Raw genomic sequence first — 17832 nt, 5'->3', positions numbered from 1 at the left:
GGCCCCCCCCCCCCCCCCCCGCCCCGCCCCCCCCCCCCCCCCGGGGGGGGGGGCCCCCCCAACACCCCCCCCCCCCCCCCGCGGGGGGGGGCCCGCCCCCCCCCCCCCGGGGGGGCCCCCCCCCCGGCCCCCTTGCTCCTTCTTCCCTCACGTCTCCCCCCACCGAATTCCACCTACATCCACCGCTTCCTAGAACCTTGGGACATCCGTGATCACTCGTAGAGCACTGATCGGTGCGGGAACCGCCGCCGTCGGCCTGGCCGTCCTGCCCAACAGCCCCGTCTCCGCCGGCTCCTCCGCCCCCTGGAGCACCCTCGCCGGCAAGCTCCAGGGACAGCTGGTGCTGCCCACCGACTCCGGCTACGGCGTGGCCAAGCAGCTGGAACTCGGCCAGTTCGACTCGGTCAACCCGCAGGCCGTCGCGTACTGCGTCAGCTCCTCCGACGTCTCCGTCGCGCTGCGCTCCGCCCAGGACAACGGCCTCCCGTCCGCGGTCCGCAGCGGCGGCCACAGCTTCGCCGGCTACTCGACCACGCCCGGCCTGATCATCGACGTGTCGCGGCTCAACGCGATCACCGTCGGCAACGGGACCGTCGACGTCGGCCCCGGCGCCAAGAACGTCGAGATACTCAACGCGCTCGCCCCGCACGCCCTGGTGGTCAGCGAGGGCGGCTGCCCCACCGTGTCGGCCGGTGGCTTCCTCCAGGGCGGCGGATTCGGCTTCCTGACCCGCCCGACCGGCATGGCCTGCGACGCGATCACCTCGGCCGAGGTGGTCCTCGCCGACGGCTGCGTGGTGACCGCGTCGCCGACCAGCCACCCCGACCTCTTCTGGGCGATCCGCGGTGGCGGTGGCGGCAACTTCGGTGTCGTCACCCGCTTCACGGTCACCCCGCACGAGGGCGACCAGATGGCGATCAGCAACCTGATCTTCCCGTACGACCGCGCGGCCGACGTGCTGCACGGCGTGGGCCAGTGGCTGGTGGACGCCCCCCGCACCATCGGCGGCGGCGCCTATCTCGTCCAGGCGGACGCGGCGCCCGGCACCGTACCGGCGCTCAACGTCTTCCTCGCCTCCCGCGGCACCCCGGCCGAACTCGCCTCGGAGGCGGCGCGGCTGCTGTCGCTGACCGGCGCGGTGACGGCCCGCCAGGACGCGGTCATGACGTACCAGCAGGTCATGATGATGATCTTCGGTTGCAGCACCCTGACCCAGGACCAGTGCCAGCGCGCCGGGAAGTCGCCGAGCGGGGTGCTCACCCGGCCGGCCTTCGGTCTGGAGCGGACCCGGCTGGGCAGCGCGCCCTACGCGCAGAGCGACTGGGCGAACGTGATGACGGCCTTCGACGCCGACCGCAAGGCGGGGCAGGCCCGGTACCTCGACTTCCACTTCTTCGGGGGCGCGGCCAACGACCCGGCCCGCACCGACACGGCGTACGTGCACCGTGACTCGCTCTTCTCCGTCAACTACCGGGTCCTGATCAACGATCCGGCCCAGGTCACCGCCGAGGCCAAGGCCGTCGCCACGAGCTGGGCCGACCACGGGTTCGACACCATCGACCCGCTGTCCAACGGCGAGACGTACCAGAACTGGATGGACGCGGAGCTGCCGAGCTGGCGGCAGTCGTACTACGCCGAGAACTACGCGCGGCTGAAGGTCGTGAAGGCGAAGTACGACCCGTATCGCTACTTCAAGTTCGCTCAGGGAATCGGAGCCTGACGCTTCGTGACCTCGGACGTCTCATGAACCCGGACATGGGGAAGGGCCGCCGGATCGATCTCCGGCGGCCCGCCCGCTCGATCGTCTGCCGCGTCGCCCCGTCAGGGACGACGTCCGTACCAGCCCACCAGCTTGTCGATGTCGGGAGCGTCCTCGTGCACCTCCACCACCGGACCGAACGGCACCTGGCCGCCGCGGGGTTCCGCGGGCACGGCCCGGTGCATGTTGGCCAGCGGCGCGGCGAGCATCTCCGGGTCCCACTCGGGGCTCTGACCGGTCGCCTTCGCCAGGTCCCAGGCGTGCAGCACGAACTCGTTGGTGTAGATCACCGAGGCGACCACCCCGGGAACCGGGCCCCAGGGCAGGCCGATCTGGCGGCCCAGTACGGCCGGGTCCGACCACACCGCGTCGAACTCCTTCGTCGCCTCCGCCCAGGCCTTGGCCCAGTCGCCGTCGGCGACGTCCTGCGCGAAGTGCGGAACGCTCATGAAGGAGCCGCCCGCGCCCATGACGGCGACCCGGCGCAGCACGGACACCACGTGGTTGGCCATGTCACGGACCGAGTAGTCGGGACACGGAGTGACGGTGTCGTACTGCTCGGGGCGCAGCGCGGCGAGCGTACGTCCGGTGAGCTCGACGGCCTTGAACAGGCCGCCACGGGGGTCGGTGGGCGGGTTGGCGGGGGAATTGGTGCTGTCGGCCATGTCTTGAGTCATGTCTTCATCGTCGAGGTCAAACAGGTCATCTTGTGGCCTCTTTCTGAAGCCTCATCAGATCTTGCTGAAAATAGATGTATTGGCTCAAAGCATCCCGAAATTCAGGAGAGGGGGCGATCGTTGTGAAGGCCGACCGTCTGGTGGCGACCCTGCTGCTGCTCCAGGCGCGCGGGCGGGTGACCGTGCGCGAGGTGGCCCAGGAACTGGAGGTGTCGGAGCGCACCGCGCGCCGCGACCTGGAGGCCCTCACCACTGCCGGTGTCCCCGTCTACTCGCAGCGCGGCCGGGGCGGCGGCTGGAGCCTGGTCGGCGGCGCCCGCACCGATCTGACCGGTTTCACCTCGCGGGAGATCGGGGCGTTGTTCCTGGCCGCGGGTCCCTTGTCGGCCTCACCCGAACTGCGAGCCGCGTTACGGAAGTTGATGCGGGCGGTGCCCGCGCCCATGCGGCCGCACGCCGAGGCAGCCGCCAAAGCCATCCTCATCGACGGTGTCGACTGGTCGCGCACGGCGGGTGGCGGCGGCCCCCACCAGCACACTCTGGAGCGGGCGGTGCTCGACGGCGAACAGGTCCGGCTCGGCTACGCCCCTCCCGACCGGGCTCCCGGCGAGCGCACGGTGCACCCGCTCGGCCTGGTCTCGAAGGCCGGCCGTTGGTACCTCGTCGCCGGTACTGAGGAGGGGCTGCGCGCCTTCCGGCTCAGCCGGGTCACCTCCGCGACCAGGACCGGTGAGCCGGTGCGGCGCCCGGAGGGTTTCGACCTCGCCGCCGCCTGGCGGGAGTTGGCCGCCGAGGTGGAACAGCGGCTGACCGCGGCGACCGTACGGGCGCGGGCCGACCGCGACGCCCTGCCGGTGCTGCGGCAACTGCTGGGCGGTCGGCTGCGGACGGGCGAGGCCCAGATCGACGGCCGGGTCGAGTTCACGGCCGACGGGCCTTCGGTGGAGGTGCTCGCCGCCCAACTGGCCGGTCTCGGCAGCCGCGTCGAGGTGCTCGATCCTCCGGAGGCGCGGGAGTCGCTCGTACGGCTGGGCCGTTCGCTCACCGCGGTGTACGGCGGGCGCGAGGAAGAGTCCCGCTTGGATAGCCACTTTCCTCTAGGTACCTACTATACGGAGGATGTTAGCGTCCCTGTCATGGCCGCCCACCACGGATGACCGGCGGATTTCCCCACACCGACCCCCACGCCGACCCCCCGTTCTCTCCACCTCAATCCCCACACCGATGCAACCGATGACTGCTGATTACTGGTTCGGATTAACGCACTAGGGAGTCTTTTCTGATGATTGTCGTCACTGGAGCCACCGGAAATGTCGGACGTCCGCTGACCGAGGCGCTCGCCGAGGCGGGGGAGCAGGTCGTGGCGGTCTCGCGCCGCCCGCTGCCCTCCCCGGCGGCCGGTGTCCGCCACGCCCAGGCCGACCTCGGCAGCGCCGAGAGCATGCGGCCGGTCCTCGAAGGCGCCGACGCCTTCTTCATCCTGCTCGCCGGCGAACTGCTCGGTTACGGCGAGGCCGCGACCGACCTGCTGGCCGCAGCCAGGGACGCCGGCGTCAAGCGGGTCGTCCTGCTCTCCTCGCAGATCAACGCCACCCGCCCCGACTCCGCCTCGCACGGCAGGCTGCGCGAGTTCGAGGAGGCCGTACGCGGATCGGGCCTCGACTTCACGATCCTGCGCGCGGGCGGATTCGCCTCCAACGCCTTCGCCTGGGCCGAGTCGGTCCGCGCCGACCGTACGGTCTTCGCCCCGTTCGGTGACGTGGCCCTGCCGGTCGTCGACCCCGCGGACATCGCCGCGGTCGCCGCGGTCGCCCTGCGCGAGGACGGCCATGCCGGTCGTACGTACGAGGTGACCGGCCCCGAAGCGGTCAGCCCGCGTGCGCAGGCCGAGGCGATCGCCGAGGCCATCGGTGAGGAAGTGACCTTCGTGGAACTGACCCGCGAGGCCGCCCACAGCCACCTGGCCCAGTTCATGCCGGAGGACGTCATCCCCGGCACCTTGGACATCCTCGGTGCCCCGCTCCCCGCCGAACAGCGGGTCAGCCCCGATGTGGAGAAGGTCCTGGGCCGCCCGGCCACTCCCTTCTCCGGCTGGGTGAGCCGCAGCCTCCCGGCGTACAAGTAGCCGGCTCGGCCCACTCGGCCCGATCGTCCCCCGGTACCGCCGCCGGATGCCCGCTGTGATCCATCCCCCGCGGCAGTGGGCATTCGGCGGCCCATACGGACAGCCCCGCAGGTCACGAACCTGCGGGGCTGTCGCGTCGTCGGGGGGGGGGGCGTACCGAGGCAGGGGTTCATTCACCCCTCCCCCGGAGGGGCTACGCGGCGAAGCGCTCGGCGAGCTCCTTGGCCTTCGTGACCGCCTCGTGGGCGGCCTTGGTGCGGGAGGCCTCGTACATCGGGATCAGGTCGGCCATCGCCGGATTGTGCGGCGCCATCGTGAGCTCCGGAACGATGACGTGGACGTCCAGGGCGAGGGCGTCGCGCAGGACCGCCTCCAGGTAGTTCTGGACGTACTCGTAACCCTCGCGCGGGGTGCCCGGCGCGTAGGAGCCGCCGCGGCTGGCGACGACCGTGACCGGGGTGCCCTTGATCTTCGAGTCCTCGCTCATGGCGGTACGGCCGATGAGGATCACCTGGTCCAGCCACGCCTTGAGGGTCGAGGGGATCGTGAAGTTGTACATGGGCGCGCCGATCAGGATCGCGTCCGCCTGCTCCAGCTCCTCTATGAACGTCAGGCGCTCGGCGAAGGCCGCGGCCTGCTCGGGGGTGTGCGCGTCCGCGGGGGCGAAACCGGCGGTGTGGGCGTCAGCCGTGATGTGCGGCACCGGGTTCACGGCGAGGTCGCGGTAGATCACGGTGCCCTGCGGGTGCTGCTCCTCCCAGGCCTTGCGGAACGCGTCCGTGACCGTGCGGGAGGCGGAGGCTGCGCCCGGGAAAACGGACGAGTCGATGTGCAGGAGGGTGGCCATGGGGATCTCCAGGAGAAAGGGGCGAACTTTTCGTACTGGACTAGAGATAACACAGCTACTTACTTTTTTTCATCCCCCTACGGGAACACAGTACCCTGGACCCATGCCAGATCCGGGGATTCACGACGCAGGGCCGTGCCAGAGGGTCGACGACGGCATGGCCCGCGTCTTCCAACTGCTCGGGAAGCGCTGGACCGGCCTGGTCGTGGCCGTGTTGCTGCCGCACCCCGCGCACTTCGCCGACCTGCGCAGAGCGATCCCCGGCATCAGCGAACGGATGCTCTCCGACCGCCTCACGGAACTCGGCGCGGCGGGGCTGGTCGTCCGCGAGGTCGACGAGGGTCCTCCGCTGCGGGTCGTGTACGGCCTGACGGAGGCGGGCGCCGCACTGCAGCCCGCGCTCCTGGAACTCGGAACCTGGGCGGAGGAGCACCTGCCGGGGAGCCCGCCGTGCCCGGGCGAACTCCGCAAGTGACCCTGGACCGGGGCTGATGGTGAGCTGATCGCGCGGGACGGGGTTTTCCACAGGCTGAGAGTTGTCCACAGGGTCTGACGCGTTTCAGCCACCGGCGGTACGGTCATGACGAGTTGATGTTCGTGCGTGACGGGGGAGGCAGTCGGTATGACGGATCTTGGTGCAGTGGATCGGGCGCAGCAGGACCAGCGGAGCCGACCGGGCGGGCAGGACCATCAGGATCGTCAGGACCATCAGGACCATCGGGGCGGACAGGACGAACAGGGTCGGCGGAGCGAAGAAAGCCGCCGGAGCGAGCAGGGTCGGCAGGCGTCCAGGGTCTCTGGGGTCTTCGGCGTGCGGGGATTCGCGGGCCGGCCCGTGCAGGCCGCACCCAAGGAAGAGGGCAAGGCCCTGCGCCGACGGGTGCCGCGCGGCGTGCACGCGGAGCTGAGCTTCGACGCCGGCCGGCCGGACGCGGTGACCGCCGTCGAGGAGTCCAACCTCGGCCGGATCCCGGAGCTCACTCCGATACGGGTCGGCAGGATGGCCGCCTCCCCCTTCGCCTTCCTGCGCGGTTCGGCCGGCCTCATGGCCTACGACCTCGCGCGCACCCCCGCGACCGGCATCGCCGCCCAGATCTGCGGCGACGCCCACGCCGCCAACTTCGGCCTGTACGGAGACGCGCGCGGCGGCCTGGTCATCGATCTGAACGACTTCGACGAGACGGCACACGGCCCCTGGGAGTGGGACCTCAAGCGCCTCGCCACCTCGCTCGTGCTCGCGGGCAGGGAAGCGGGCGCGGACGAGGACACCTGTCGCAAGGCCGCCCACGACGCGGTCGGTGCCTACCGACGCACGCAGCGGCTGCTCGCGAAGCTCCCGGTGCTGGACGCGTGGAACGCCATCGCGGACGAGGAACTCGTCTCCCACGCCGACGCCCACGACCTGCTCGGCACCCTGGAGCGGGTCATGGAGAAGGCGCGGGCCAACACCAGCGGACGGTTCGCGGCCAAGTCGACCCGGCCGACGGAGGACGGCAGCCACCGCTTCGTGGACGCGCCTCCGGTGCTGCGCCGGGTACCCGACGCGGAGGCCTCGGCGGTCGCTGCCTCGCTGGAGCACTACCTGACCACCGTCTCCGAGGACCGCCTCCCCCTCCTCGCCCGGTACGCGGTGCACGACGTCGCCTTCCGCGTCGTCGGCACCGGCAGCGTCGGCACCCGCTCCTACGTCGTGCTGCTCCTCGACCACCGCGGCGAACCCCTGGTCCTCCAGGTGAAGGAGGCCCGCGCATCGGCGCTGCTCCCGCACCTGGCGACGGCCGGCCACGCCATACCGGAGGTGCCGCACGAGGGCCGCCGGGTCGTCCTCGGCCAGAAGCGCATGCAGGTCGTCAGCGACATCCTGCTCGGCTGGACCACCGTCGAGGGCCGCCCCTTCCAGGTACGCCAGTTCCGCAACCGCAAGGGCAGTGTCGACCCCACCGCCCTCGCCGCCGACCAGGTCGACGACTACGCCCGTATGACCGGCGCCCTTCTCGCGCGCGCCCACACCCACACCGCCGACCCCCGCCTCATCGCCGGGTACTGCGGGAAGAGCGAGGAGTTGGACGAGTCCATCGCCTCGTTCGCCGTGGCCTACGCCGACCGTACGGAGGCGGACCACGCGGAGCTGGTCGCGGCGGTCAGGGAGGGGCGGTTGGCGGCGGAGCTCGGGGTGTGAGCCACACGATTCGAGAGGAGCGGGGGCGGGCCGAGAGGGGCGGGTCGGCCCGAGAGCGGCGGGGCCGGGGCGTGGCGCACCGCCCCGGCCGGGGGAAGGCCGCGAGTCGTACGGGGGCGTGGCCTAGTCTGGTCGGGTGACGACCCCGGAAGCCGAGCACAGCGAGTCCGACCGTACCCAGGCCGAGGATGCCCGGCCCCAGGGCGCCGGGGATGCGGATGCCCACGACGGGTCCGCCCCGGAGGCGGCGCCCGAGGCACAGGCGCGGCCCGAGGAGCGGCTGGAGCGGGCCGTGCGGGCGGCCGAGCAGGCGTTGATCGAGTTCGAGATCGCCGTGGAGACCTTCCGCGTCGAGGTCGAGAACTTCTCGCGCCTGCACCACCAGAAGCTCGGCCCGATGTACTCGCGGCTCGACGAGCTGGACGCGCAGATCGCCGAGGCGGTCGCCGCGCGCACCGGGGACGTGGAGGACCTGCGCAAGGCGGACGAGGCGCGGGCGCGGGTCATGCCGATGCCCGGGGTCGAGGAGCTCTTCCACGGCTGGATGGACTCCGAGGGACTGTTCCCCGAAGCGGTGGCGATGCTGACGGACCAGTCCGTACGCCCCCCGCAGCGCGTACGCCCCAGCGACGAGGCCCGTCAGCTCTACCGTGAGCTGGTCCGCAAGGCCCACCCCGACCTGGCACAGGACGACGACGAGCGCAGGCGGCGCGACGAGTTCATCGCCCGGGTCAACGCCGCGTACAGCCGTGGCGACGAGGCCCTGCTGCGGGAGCTGTCCGAGGAGTGGGCGGCGGGCCCGGTGACCGAGGAGTGGAAGCCGAGCCGCAGCGAGGAGCTCTACGCCCGCCTCGAGTGGCTCGCCCAGCGCAAGGAACTGCTGACCCTCGTCGCCCGCGAGCTGGAGGAGAGCGCCATCGGCGCCATGCTCAAAATGGCCCCGGAGGACCCGGACCGGCTCCTGGACGAGATCGCCGAGCAACTGCTGGCCCAGGTCGACGAGCGCGAGAAAGAGCTGGCCCGGCTCGTCGACTAGGGCCGGTCCGGCGGGGGCTTCGGGTCGCCTGCCCGGTCGGGTAGCGTCGGGGGCATGAGCTTTGGATCTGGTGTGCCCACGGTCGAGGTCGGGGATCTCGCGGACGGAGACTTCCTGCTGGACGTCCGGGAGGACGACGAGTGGCAGGCGGGCCATGCCGCGGGGGCGCTGCACATCCCCATCAGTGAGTTCGTCGCACGCTACGGCGAGCTGACCGAGGCGGCGCCGCAGGACGGCAGGGTCCATGTGATCTGCCGCTCCGGGGGCCGTTCGGCGCAGGTCACGATGTACCTGGTCCAGCAGGGCATCGACGCCGTGAACGTCGACGGCGGCATGCAGGTCTGGGCCGCCGCCGGCCGCCCGGTCGTGGACGACAAGGGCACCCCCGGCTTCGTGCTGTAGCCACCGGCAGGGCACCCCGGCTTCGTACTCGCCACCGGCAGGGGCACCCCGGCTTCGTGCTCGCCACCGGCGAGGGTTCACGCACGCTGGAGCCGCCGGCAGGGGTTCGCGTCCGCGCTCGCGTCCGCCGAGTGGCGTTCACCACCGCTGCCCGGGGCTTGCCCACGCCTGGAGAGGCGAGGACGAGCCGTGGGCATGGGCGTGGGCGTTCAGCCCAGGGGATGGGCCGCGAGCAGATCCCCCAGTGTCTCCTCGTGCGCCGCCGCCGGTCCGAGCGACAGCTCAAGCTGCTTGGCCCAGGCGTGGTACCGGTGCAGCGGGTAGTCGACGTCGGCGCCGAACCCCCCGTGCAGATGCTGCGCGCTCTGCACGACCCGTCGTACCCCTTCCGACGCCCAGATCTTGGCCACGGCCACGTCCCCGGACGCCGGAAGCGCACCCCCCGCCCCCGTGCTGATCCGCCACGCGGCCTGCCACAGCGTCGCCTCCATCGCCCGCAGGTCGATATAGCGGTCGGCGGCCTGCACGGCGACGGCCTGGAACGTGGCGACCGGGAACCCGAACTGCTCCCGCTTGCCCGTGTACGCGCTGGTCATCGCGAGCACCCGCTCACCGAGCCCGAGCGCCAGCGCGCACGTCCCGGTGGCCAACAGCTCGCGCAGCCACTCCCACGCCCCGTCGGCGTCGATGACATCCCGGGCGGTGATCCGCGCGGACTCCAGACGCAGCTCGCCGAGCCGTTCCCCGGTCGTGGAGATCTGCTCGCCGAGGACGACGCCCTCATGGACCCGGGGTACCAGCCCGAGGACGGTCCGGCCGCCGCCCGTGTGCGCGGGTACGACGGTGAAGTCGGCGTTCTGCGCCCACGGAACCGCCGTCTGCACCCCGTCCAGCACCCACACGTCACCGTCCCGCCGTGCGGTCACGGCGAGTTCGGCCGGGTCGTGCCCCGTCCGTCCGTTCGCCGCGACGGTCAGCACGACCTCGCCCCGGCCCGCCCGCGCGAGCAGCTCCGCCTTCAACTCCTCGCCGCCGTAAGCCTGTACGGCCACGGCCGCCGCACTGCTCTCCAGCAACGGCACCCGCGCCAGCACCTTCGCCGCCTCGCGCAGCACCAGGCACAGCGCGATCGCGTCCAGGCCCGCCCCGCCGTACTCCGCGGCGAGCAACAGACTCAACAGATCCGCATCGGCGAGCTTCGTCCACAGCGCCCGGTCGAAGTCGTCGGCGACGGCGCCCGCCGTGATCGCTGGGCTGGGCACTCCGTCGGGCGCGACCCCGCCGAACACCGCCTTCGCCGCCTCGACCGCCGCCTGCTGTTCCTCGGTGAAGGTGAAGTCCACGTCCCTGTCCTCCCACGCACCGATCCACCGACCCGGCGGACACCGGATCTGACGGAGCGTCAAGATAGAACAGGTTCTACAAGAAGGGAACGGTCCGGCCGCGGAAGGCCCGCCGCCTCGGCAGACCGAACGTTCGGTTGCTATCGCCGCATGGCGGGGCGGGCGGCCGTAGGGTGTCCACCGCTGTGGATAACCTCAGGGTCGCTGTTGTGTCGCTGTTGTGCCCGCTGTGCCGAATGGGGCTGTGCCGGGGGGTCCGGCCTGAGTACCGTTCCGGTGCGCACGCCGCGGTGTGGTGCGCGCGGGCGCCGCGGCGCCGCGCGGTCCGGCGGCAGGAATCGGACCGGGATCGGGAATCGGGGCGGAATGGACGCGTACGACGAGGGTACGAAGGCCCGGCATCTGCCGGACGGCCCTGACGGCTCCCTGCCCGAGGGCCCCGACTCCGCCGGTTCCACCCCCGACAGCACCCCCTCGCCCGACCAGGAATCCGTCGGCCAGGAATCCGGCGGCCAGGCGCCCATCAGCGATCCCCCTGTCCCCGTCCCCGTCCCCACCGGCATAGCCTCCCTCCCCCTCCGCTCCCAGGTGGTCGCCGCGCTCGCCCTCGCGGTCGTCGCGGTGGTCGCCTGTGTGCACCTCGGCATGGTGTTTCTGCACGTCGCGCCCTCGAACACGGTCACCAAGCAGCACGGCCGGGCGATCGACGACTGGATCTACCCGGAGTTCGAGCAGAACTGGAAGCTCTTCGCCCCCAACCCGCTGCAGCAGAACATCGACGTCCAGGTCCGTGCGCAGGTCCGCGGCGCGGACGGTGGCATCACCGAGACCGGCTGGTACGACCTGTCCGCGCTGGACGGCGCGGCGATCGACGGCAATCCGCTGCCGAGCCACACCCAGCAGAACGAACTGCGCCGGGCCTGGGACTTCTACCTCGGCACGCACGACAACGACAACCGCCCGGTGGGCCTGCGCGGCGACCTCTCCCAGCGCTATCTGCGCCGGATCGTCGTGCTGCGTCTCGACCGTGAGGGGGCCGGCGGCAAGGGCGCCGTCGTCGAAGGCGTCCAGGTCCGTTCCCGTACCACCAACGTGCCGCCCCCGAAATGGAGCGAGGAGCAGGTGTCCGACACGCCCGTCCTGCGCGAGCTGCCCTGGTGGACCGTTCCCGAGGAGGACGTCACGGACGCGCGGACGGAGGCGAGCGCCCGATGAACCGCATCGCAGTGTCGATCTCGCGCGGTATCGCCCGGGTCACCGACGCCGCCCTCGGCCCCTACCAGACGGCCGTGATCCGCATCGGCTTCGCGGCCACCTGGCTGCTGTTCCTGCTGCGCGAGTTCCCGCACCGCCAGGAGATGTACGGCCCCGACGGACCGTGGAAGTGGGACCTCGCCCAGCGGCTCGTCGCGGACAACCACGCCTTCACGATCCTGATGTGGTCCGACAGTCAGGTGTGGTTCGAGACCGTCTACGCCCTGGCCGTCCTCTCGGCTCTCCTGCTGCTGGTGGGCTGGCGGACCCGCACGATGTCCGTGCTCTTCATGGTCGGCGTGCTCTCGCTGCAGAACCGCAGCATCTTCATGGGGGACGGCGGCGACAACGTCATCCACCTGATGGCGATCTATCTGGTGTTCACACGCTGTGGACAGGTGTGGTCGCTGGACGCCCGGCGGGCCCGGCTCGCACAGGAGGCGCGCGCGCGTGGGGACCTTCCACGGGCCGGGGCCCAGGACCGGGTCGGTCTCGTCCTGTGGGCGGTGCTCGGCCTGCTGCTGGCCGCGGCGACGGGCGCGGGGCGGCTGAGCCCCGGCTGGCTGGCGATCTTCTGGGGGCTGTGGGCGGTCCAGGCGCTGTGGTGGGCCGTCGGCCGCCTGGCGCGCGCCGCGGAGCCTCGGATCCTGCTCGACGTCATCGCCAACGCCGTGCACAACGCGGCCCTGCTCGTGATCATGGCCGAGGCGTGTCTGATCTACGCGACCGCCGGCTGGTACAAGATCCAGGGCTCGCGCTGGCAGGACGGCACGGCCGTCTACTACCCGCTCCACCTGGACTACTTCTCTCCCTGGCCCGCTCTGTCCGACCTGCTGGCCTCACACGGCACGATCGTGATGCTGGTGACCTACGGGACGGTCGCCGTGCAGGTCGCCTTCCCCTTCACCCTGATCAACCGGCGCGTCAAGAACGTCCTGCTGGCCGCCATGATGACCGAGCACGCCGTGATCGCCGTGGTCCTCGGGCTGCCGTTCTTCTCGCTCGCGATGATCGCCGCCGACGCGGTGTTCCTGCCGACGTCGTTCCTGCGGCGCCTCGGCGGATGGGCGGCACGCGGGCGTGGACGACTGTTTCCGCCCGGCGCCCGGAAGCTGCCGGGCCAGCGCGCCCAGGGGCCGCGCACCCCGGAGTCGGCCGAGGACTCGCACGTAGGCTTCACCGCATGAAGGACCCCGCAAGCGACCCCACGGACCGTGTGCAGGACCCGGTGGGCGACCATCGGCAGGACCAGGACCCCGTGAGCGCCTGGCACCGCCTCGCCGACACCTCCGTCCTGCTCGACGGCTTCCACGCCCTCAAGCACGCCGTGCGCTTCCGGGCCGAGGTCCTGGTGGCGGTCACCAGTGACCGGCAGGCGGCGCTCGCCCTCACCGACGAGCTGGCCCCGGACGTACGCGACACCCTGGACGCCCTCCTGGTGGAGGTCCCGGAGGCCACGTACCGCTCCCTCGTCCCGCGTCCGCACCCGACCGCGGTGGCCGCGTTGGCGGTACGTCCCTCCCGCGAGGCCAATCTGCGGGCGCTGGCCCGCACACCCCGCACCGCCCCCGTGGTCGTCCTCGACCATCCGCGCAACCTCGGCAACGCCGGCGCCGTGATCCGCCTCGCGGCCGGCTTCGGCGCGACCGGCGTCGTCACCACGGGCACCCTCGACCCCTGGCACCCCACGGTGGTGCGGGGCGGGGCGGGCCTGCACTTCGCGACCGCCGTGGAGCGGCTGACGGTGGCCGAGCTGCCGTCCGGGCCGGTGTTCGCCCTCGACCCGGACGGCGAGGACATCCGGGGACTGAAGCTCCCGGACGACGCCGTGCTCGCCTTCGGCTCCGAGCGCAGCGGCCTTTCCGCCGACCTGCGCGCGCGTGCCGACCATCTGGTCTCGCTCCCGATGCGCCCCCAGGTCTCCAGCTACAACCTGGCGACGAGCGTCGCCATGACCCTGTTCCACTGGAGCGCCCCGCAAGGGGGCTAGTGCCTGTCCGGCGGATCAGGCCTGGGCCGCGGGGCCTGGGACCTGTCCGGCGGAACAGGTCCTAGCGTCGGACCTCCACCACTCGGAACCGGTTGGCCACGAAGCCCCCGTCGCACAGCGCGGCGTTCGCCGCCGGGTTGCCGCCCGACCCGTGGAAGTCCGAGAACGCGGCCGTCTGGTTGACGTACACGCCGCCCGTCAGATTCAGGGACAGCTGGGCACACTCCTCCAGACAGGCCTCCCGTACGGTCTCCTCGACGACCTCGTCGGTGGTGTACGCGCCGACGGTCATCGCCCCCTTCTCCCGGACGGTCCGCCGCAGCAGCTCCACCGCGTCCCCTGCCGAGTCGACCGCGACCGCGAAGGACACCGGTCCGAAGCACTCGTTCATGAAGGCGGCCTCGTCGTCGGCACCCTCCCAGTACTTCCGGGCACCGTCGAGCTTGACGATCACCGGGGTGCGGACGACCGCGTCCGGGAACTCCGGGTTGCCGACCTCACGCGACGCGAGGGCGACCTCGCCAAGCCCTGCCGCGGCCTCCAGACGTGCCTTGACGTCCGGGTTCACGATCGCGCCCAGCAGCCCGTTGGCACGCGCGTCGTCCCCGAGGAGTCCGTCGACCGACCGGGCGAGGTCGGCGACCACCTCGTCGTACGACTTGAGGCCCTCCTCCGTGCGGATGCCGTCGCGGGGGATGAGGAGGTTCTGCGGGGTCGTGCACATCTGGCCGCTGTACAGGGACAAGGAGAAGGCCAGGTTGGACAGCATCCCCTTGTAGTCGTCGGTCGACTCCACGATCACCGTGTTGACGCCCGCCTTCTCCGTGTAGACCTGCGCCTGGCGGGCGTGGGTCTCCAGCCAGTCGCCGAACGCCGTCGACCCGGTGTAGTCGATGATCCGGATCTCGGGGCGCACGGCCAGGGCCTTGGCGATGCCCTCCCCGGGCCGCTCGGCGGCCAGCGCCACCAGGTTCGGGTCGAAGCCCGCCTCGGCGAGCACCTCGCGCGCGACCTGCACGGTGAGCGCGAGCGGCAGCACCGCGCGCGGGTGCGGCTTGACGAGCACGGCGTTACCGGTGGCCAGGGAGGCGAACAGGCCCGGATAGCCGTTCCACGTCGGGAAGGTGTTGCAGCCGATCATCAGCGCGACACCGCGCGGCACCGGCGTGAACTGCTTGGTCATCGCGAGCGGGTCGCGCTTGCCCTGGGGCTTGGTCCACTCCGCGGTGTCGGGCGTGCGGACCTGCTCCACGTACGCGTACGCCACCGCTTCCAGGCCGCGGTCCTGCGCGTGCGGGCCGCCCGCCTGGAACGCCATCATGAAGGCCTGGCCGCTGGTGTGCATGACCGCGTGCGCGAACTCGTGCGTGCGGTCGGCGATCCGCTTGAGGATCTCGAGACAGACCATCGCGCGCATCTCCGCGCCCGCGTCGCGCCAGGCCCGCTGTCCGGCCCGCATGGCGGGCAGCAGCACGTCGACGTCCGCGTGTGGGTAGGTGACCCCCAGCTCGATGCCGTACGGGGAGATCTCACCGCCCACCCAGTCGTCGGTGCCGGGCTGGCCGAGGTCGAGGCGGCTGCCGAGGAGGGCGTCGAAGGCGGCCTTGCCCTCGGCCATGCTCAGGCTGCCGTTCTCCCCGTAGGCCTTCGGGTGCTCGGGGTGGGGGGACCAGTACGCGCGCGTGCGGATCGCTTCCAGCGCCTGGTCGAGGGTGGGCCGGTGCTGGGCGGTCAGCTCGTGCGCGGTCAGTTCGGCGGCCATGCGGGACCATCTCCTCGTCTCAAGAACTCTTCGCTGAGCTCATGACCTGGGCAGAAATAGCCGGACAGAGTTAGAGTAACCGAACGATCGGTCGGGACAAGGGGGTCCGCCGCATCTGTGGAAAACCCCGTGCGGGAGGATCGCGCACATGACAGCACTCGACCTCAGCAGCCCCGTGGCCGTCGTCGGCACCGGCACCATGGGCCAGGGCATCGCCCAGGTCGCGCTCGTCGCGGGCCACCCCGTGCGGCTCTACGACACGGTTCCCGGGCGTGCCGACGCGGCGGCCGAAGCGATCGGCGCGCGCCTCGACCGGCTCGTCGAGAAGGACCGGCTCGCCGCCGCCGACCGGGACGCGGCACGCGCCCGGCTGCACCCCGCGCACAGCCTCGCCGAGCTGGCGGACTGCGCGCTCGTCGTCGAGGCGGTGCTCGAACAACTCGAGGCGAAACAGCAGCTGTTCCGCGAGCTCGAGGACATCGTCGAGCACGACTGTCTGCTCGCCACCAACACCTCGTCGCTGTCCGTCACGGCCATCGGCGGCGCCCTGCGCAACCCCGGCCGGCTGGTCGGACTGCACTTCTTCAACCCGGCGCCGCTGTTGCCGCTGGTGGAGGTCGTCTCCGGGTACGCGAGCGACTTCTCGTCGGCCACGCGCGCGTACGAGACGGCACGCGCCTGGGGCAAGACGCCGGTCGCCTGCGCCGACACCCCCGGCTTCATCGTCAACCGCATCGCCAGGCCCTTCTACGCCGAGGCCTTCGCGGTGTACGAGGCGCAGGCCGCCGACCCCGCGACGATCGACGCCGTCCTGCGCGAGTCGGGCGGCTTCCGGATGGGGGCCTTCGAGCTGACCGACCTGATCGGCCAGGACGTCAACGAGTCCGTGACGCACTCCGTGTGGCAGTCCTTCTTCCAGGACGTGCGCTTCACGCCCTCGCTCGCCCAGCGGCGACTCGTCGAGTCCGGTCGGCTCGGCCGCAAGACGGGGCACGGCTGGTACGACCACGGGGTCGACGCCGAGCGTCCGGAGCCGCACACCGCGGAGAAGGCGCAGGCACCCGCGTACGTCGTCGCCGAGGGTGATCTGGGTCCGGCCTCCGAACTGCTCACGCTGATCCGCGAGGCGGGCATCCAGGTCCGTGAGGACGAGGAGGATCACGGGACCCGCCTGGTGCTGCCCAGCGGCGGCCAGCTGGTCCTCGCCGACGGCCAGACGTCGGTCGAGTTCCGCGACGTCGTCTACTTCGACCTGGCGCTCGACTACCGCCGGGCGACCAGGATCGCCCTCTCCGCTTCCCAGGACACGGCCCCGCAGACCCTCTCCGAGGCAGTCGGCCTGTTCCAGGCGCTGGGCAAGACCGTCAGCGTCATCGGGGACGTACCCGGCATGATCGTCGCCCGGACCGTGGCGAGGATCGTCGACCTGGCGCACGACGCCGTCGCCAAGGGCGTCGCCACCGAGGAGGACATCGACACCGCGATGCGGCTGGGGGTCAACTACCCCCTGGGCCCCTTCGAATGGAGCCGCAGGCTCGGCCGGAGCTGGGCCTGTTCCCTTCTGGACGACCTGCACCAGCGCGATCCCTCCGGGCGCTACGCGCCCTCTCTCGCGCTCTACCGCCACGCGTACGCCACCGAGAAGCGCGAGGGAACCTCATGACCACCGCCAAGCGCGACACGTACACCCCCGAGAGCCTGCTCTCCGTCGCCGTCCAGGTCTTCAACGAGCGCGGCTACGACGGCACCTCCATGGAGCACCTGTCCAAGGCGGCCGGCATCTCGAAGTCTTCGATATACCACCACGTCACGGGCAAGGAGGAGCTGCTGCGCCGCGCCGTCAGCCGGGCCCTGGACGGCCTCTTCGGCATTCTCGACGAGGAGCACGCGCGCGTGGGGCGTGCGGTGGAGCGCCTGGAGTATGTCGTGCGGCGCATGGTCGAGGTACTCACCGCGGAACTCCCGTACGTGACCCTGTTGCTGCGCGTGCGCGGCAACACGGACACCGAGCGCTGGGCCCTTGAGCGGCGCCGCGAGTTCGACCACCAGGTGGCCGAACTCCTGAAGGCTGCGGCCGCCGACGGGGACGTACGCGGTGACATCGAGGTCCGCCTCGCGACCCGCCTGGTCTTCGGAATGATCAACTCACTCGTCGAGTGGTACCGCCCCGACAGCCGAGGCATGGGCGAACGCGAGGTCGCCGACGCGGTGGCGCAACTGGTCTTCAGCGGCCTCAGAGAGGAACGCTGACCCTCCGCCCCCACTCCCACCCGCGTCCCCTCACCCTTTCAGCCCCCGGCCCGCGCCCCTGAGGCCCCGGCCCACCGGTCCCGGCCCACCGGTCCCGGCCCACCGGTCCCGGCCCACCGGTCCCGGCCCTCCGACCCGTGGACCCTCCGACCCGTGGGCTCTCAGCCCCGGCCCTCCGCCCCCGGGCCTTGGGACTCTGGGCCACCGG

16 protein-coding genes are annotated in these 17832 nt (G+C 71.6%); 12 read left to right on the top strand and 4 right to left on the bottom strand.

The features are described 5' to 3' along the window. Positions 1 to 208 precede the first annotated feature (208 nt). Positions 209 to 1720 (top strand): FAD-binding oxidoreductase, encoded by a 1512-nt coding sequence (locus ACIRA5_RS52430; protein WP_403705468.1) that lies wholly within the window; start codon positions 209 to 211, stop codon positions 1718 to 1720. Between the two features lie 101 nt (positions 1721 to 1821). On the opposite strand, the gene ACIRA5_RS52425 is transcribed toward ACIRA5_RS52430, so the two are convergent. Next, complete coding sequence (locus ACIRA5_RS52425) at positions 1822 to 2436, bottom strand: TIGR03086 family metal-binding protein (protein ID WP_384908436.1); 615 nt, start codon at positions 2434 to 2436, stop codon at positions 1822 to 1824. Positions 2437 to 2558: 122 nt separating this feature from the next. On the opposite strand from ACIRA5_RS52425, the gene ACIRA5_RS52420 reads away from it, so the two are divergent. Both ACIRA5_RS52420 and ACIRA5_RS52415 read left to right on the top strand, forming a co-directional pair. After that, positions 2559 to 3593 (top strand): helix-turn-helix transcriptional regulator, encoded by a 1035-nt coding sequence (locus ACIRA5_RS52420; RefSeq protein ID WP_403705464.1) that lies wholly within the window; start codon positions 2559 to 2561, stop codon positions 3591 to 3593. A gap of 125 nt (positions 3594 to 3718) precedes the next feature. After that, on the top strand, positions 3719 to 4561 hold the full coding sequence (locus ACIRA5_RS52415) for an SDR family oxidoreductase (RefSeq protein WP_403705462.1): 843 nt from the start codon (positions 3719 to 3721) through the stop codon (positions 4559 to 4561). Positions 4562 to 4754: 193 nt separating this feature from the next. Here ACIRA5_RS52415 and ACIRA5_RS52410 read toward each other — a convergent pair whose 3' ends face one another. After that, positions 4755 to 5408, bottom strand: coding sequence for an FMN-dependent NADH-azoreductase (locus ACIRA5_RS52410; RefSeq protein ID WP_403705459.1), 654 nt, complete (start codon positions 5406 to 5408; stop codon positions 4755 to 4757). A 103-nt stretch (positions 5409 to 5511) separates the two neighbouring features. On the opposite strand from ACIRA5_RS52410, the gene ACIRA5_RS52405 reads away from it, so the two are divergent. From ACIRA5_RS52405 to ACIRA5_RS52390, 4 genes are all read left to right on the top strand, one after another. Then, positions 5512 to 5883 carry a helix-turn-helix domain-containing protein gene (locus ACIRA5_RS52405; RefSeq protein WP_352049504.1) on the top strand — a complete coding sequence of 124 codons (372 nt, stop codon included), beginning with the start codon at positions 5512 to 5514 and terminating at the stop codon, positions 5881 to 5883. Positions 5884 to 6219: 336 nt separating this feature from the next. After that, on the top strand, positions 6220 to 7587 hold the full coding sequence (locus ACIRA5_RS52400; protein ID WP_403705456.1) for a DUF2252 domain-containing protein: 1368 nt from the start codon (positions 6220 to 6222) through the stop codon (positions 7585 to 7587). Between the two features lie 136 nt (positions 7588 to 7723). Then, positions 7724 to 8623, top strand: coding sequence for a hypothetical protein (locus ACIRA5_RS52395; protein WP_403705453.1), 900 nt, complete (start codon positions 7724 to 7726; stop codon positions 8621 to 8623). A gap of 72 nt (positions 8624 to 8695) precedes the next feature. Further along, the gene (locus tag ACIRA5_RS52390) at positions 8696 to 9025 is read left to right on the top strand and encodes a rhodanese-like domain-containing protein (protein WP_054237233.1); all 330 of its coding nucleotides are present in this window, start codon (positions 8696 to 8698) and stop codon (positions 9023 to 9025) included. A 209-nt stretch (positions 9026 to 9234) separates the two neighbouring features. On the opposite strand, the gene ACIRA5_RS52385 is transcribed toward ACIRA5_RS52390, so the two are convergent. Next, positions 9235 to 10368, bottom strand: a complete 1134-nt coding sequence (locus ACIRA5_RS52385; protein WP_403705450.1) for an acyl-CoA dehydrogenase family protein — start codon at positions 10366 to 10368, stop codon at positions 9235 to 9237. A 366-nt stretch (positions 10369 to 10734) separates the two neighbouring features. On the opposite strand from ACIRA5_RS52385, the gene ACIRA5_RS52380 reads away from it, so the two are divergent. Genes ACIRA5_RS52380 through ACIRA5_RS52370 form a run of 3 tightly spaced genes read left to right on the top strand, consistent with a single transcriptional unit; the run spans position 10735 to position 13612 of the window. Continuing rightward, a complete protein-coding gene (locus tag ACIRA5_RS52380; protein WP_403705447.1) occupies positions 10735 to 11583 on the top strand; it encodes a DUF5819 family protein in 849 nt (282 codons plus the stop codon). After that, positions 11580 to 12809 carry an HTTM domain-containing protein gene (locus tag ACIRA5_RS52375; protein ID WP_403705444.1) on the top strand — a complete coding sequence of 410 codons (1230 nt, stop codon included), beginning with the start codon at positions 11580 to 11582 and terminating at the stop codon, positions 12807 to 12809. Before ACIRA5_RS52380 ends, ACIRA5_RS52375 begins: the two co-directional genes overlap by 4 nt. Continuing rightward, positions 12806 to 13612, top strand: a complete 807-nt coding sequence (locus tag ACIRA5_RS52370; protein ID WP_403705441.1) for a TrmH family RNA methyltransferase — start codon at positions 12806 to 12808, stop codon at positions 13610 to 13612. Before ACIRA5_RS52375 ends, ACIRA5_RS52370 begins: the two co-directional genes overlap by 4 nt. Before the next feature lie 61 nt (positions 13613 to 13673). On the opposite strand, the gene paaN is transcribed toward ACIRA5_RS52370, so the two are convergent. Continuing rightward, the gene (paaN, locus tag ACIRA5_RS52365) at positions 13674 to 15374 is read right to left on the bottom strand and encodes a phenylacetic acid degradation protein PaaN (RefSeq protein WP_403705439.1); all 1701 of its coding nucleotides are present in this window, start codon (positions 15372 to 15374) and stop codon (positions 13674 to 13676) included. A 148-nt stretch (positions 15375 to 15522) separates the two neighbouring features. Between paaN and ACIRA5_RS52360 the strand changes: the two genes are divergently transcribed. Then, positions 15523 to 17037, top strand: coding sequence for a 3-hydroxyacyl-CoA dehydrogenase (locus ACIRA5_RS52360; RefSeq protein ID WP_403705436.1), 1515 nt, complete (start codon positions 15523 to 15525; stop codon positions 17035 to 17037). Continuing rightward, positions 17034 to 17624 carry a TetR/AcrR family transcriptional regulator gene (locus ACIRA5_RS52355; RefSeq protein ID WP_352049495.1) on the top strand — a complete coding sequence of 197 codons (591 nt, stop codon included), beginning with the start codon at positions 17034 to 17036 and terminating at the stop codon, positions 17622 to 17624. Before ACIRA5_RS52360 ends, ACIRA5_RS52355 begins: the two co-directional genes overlap by 4 nt. Positions 17625 to 17832: the final 208 nt, after the last annotated feature.

Source organism: Streptomyces sp. NPDC096311 (genome assembly GCF_044763085.1).
GTDB lineage: Bacteria > Actinomycetota > Actinomycetes > Streptomycetales > Streptomycetaceae > Streptomyces.
The sequence above is the reverse complement of the archived record's forward strand: the minus strand, read 5'-3'. Positions and strand labels throughout refer to the sequence as shown.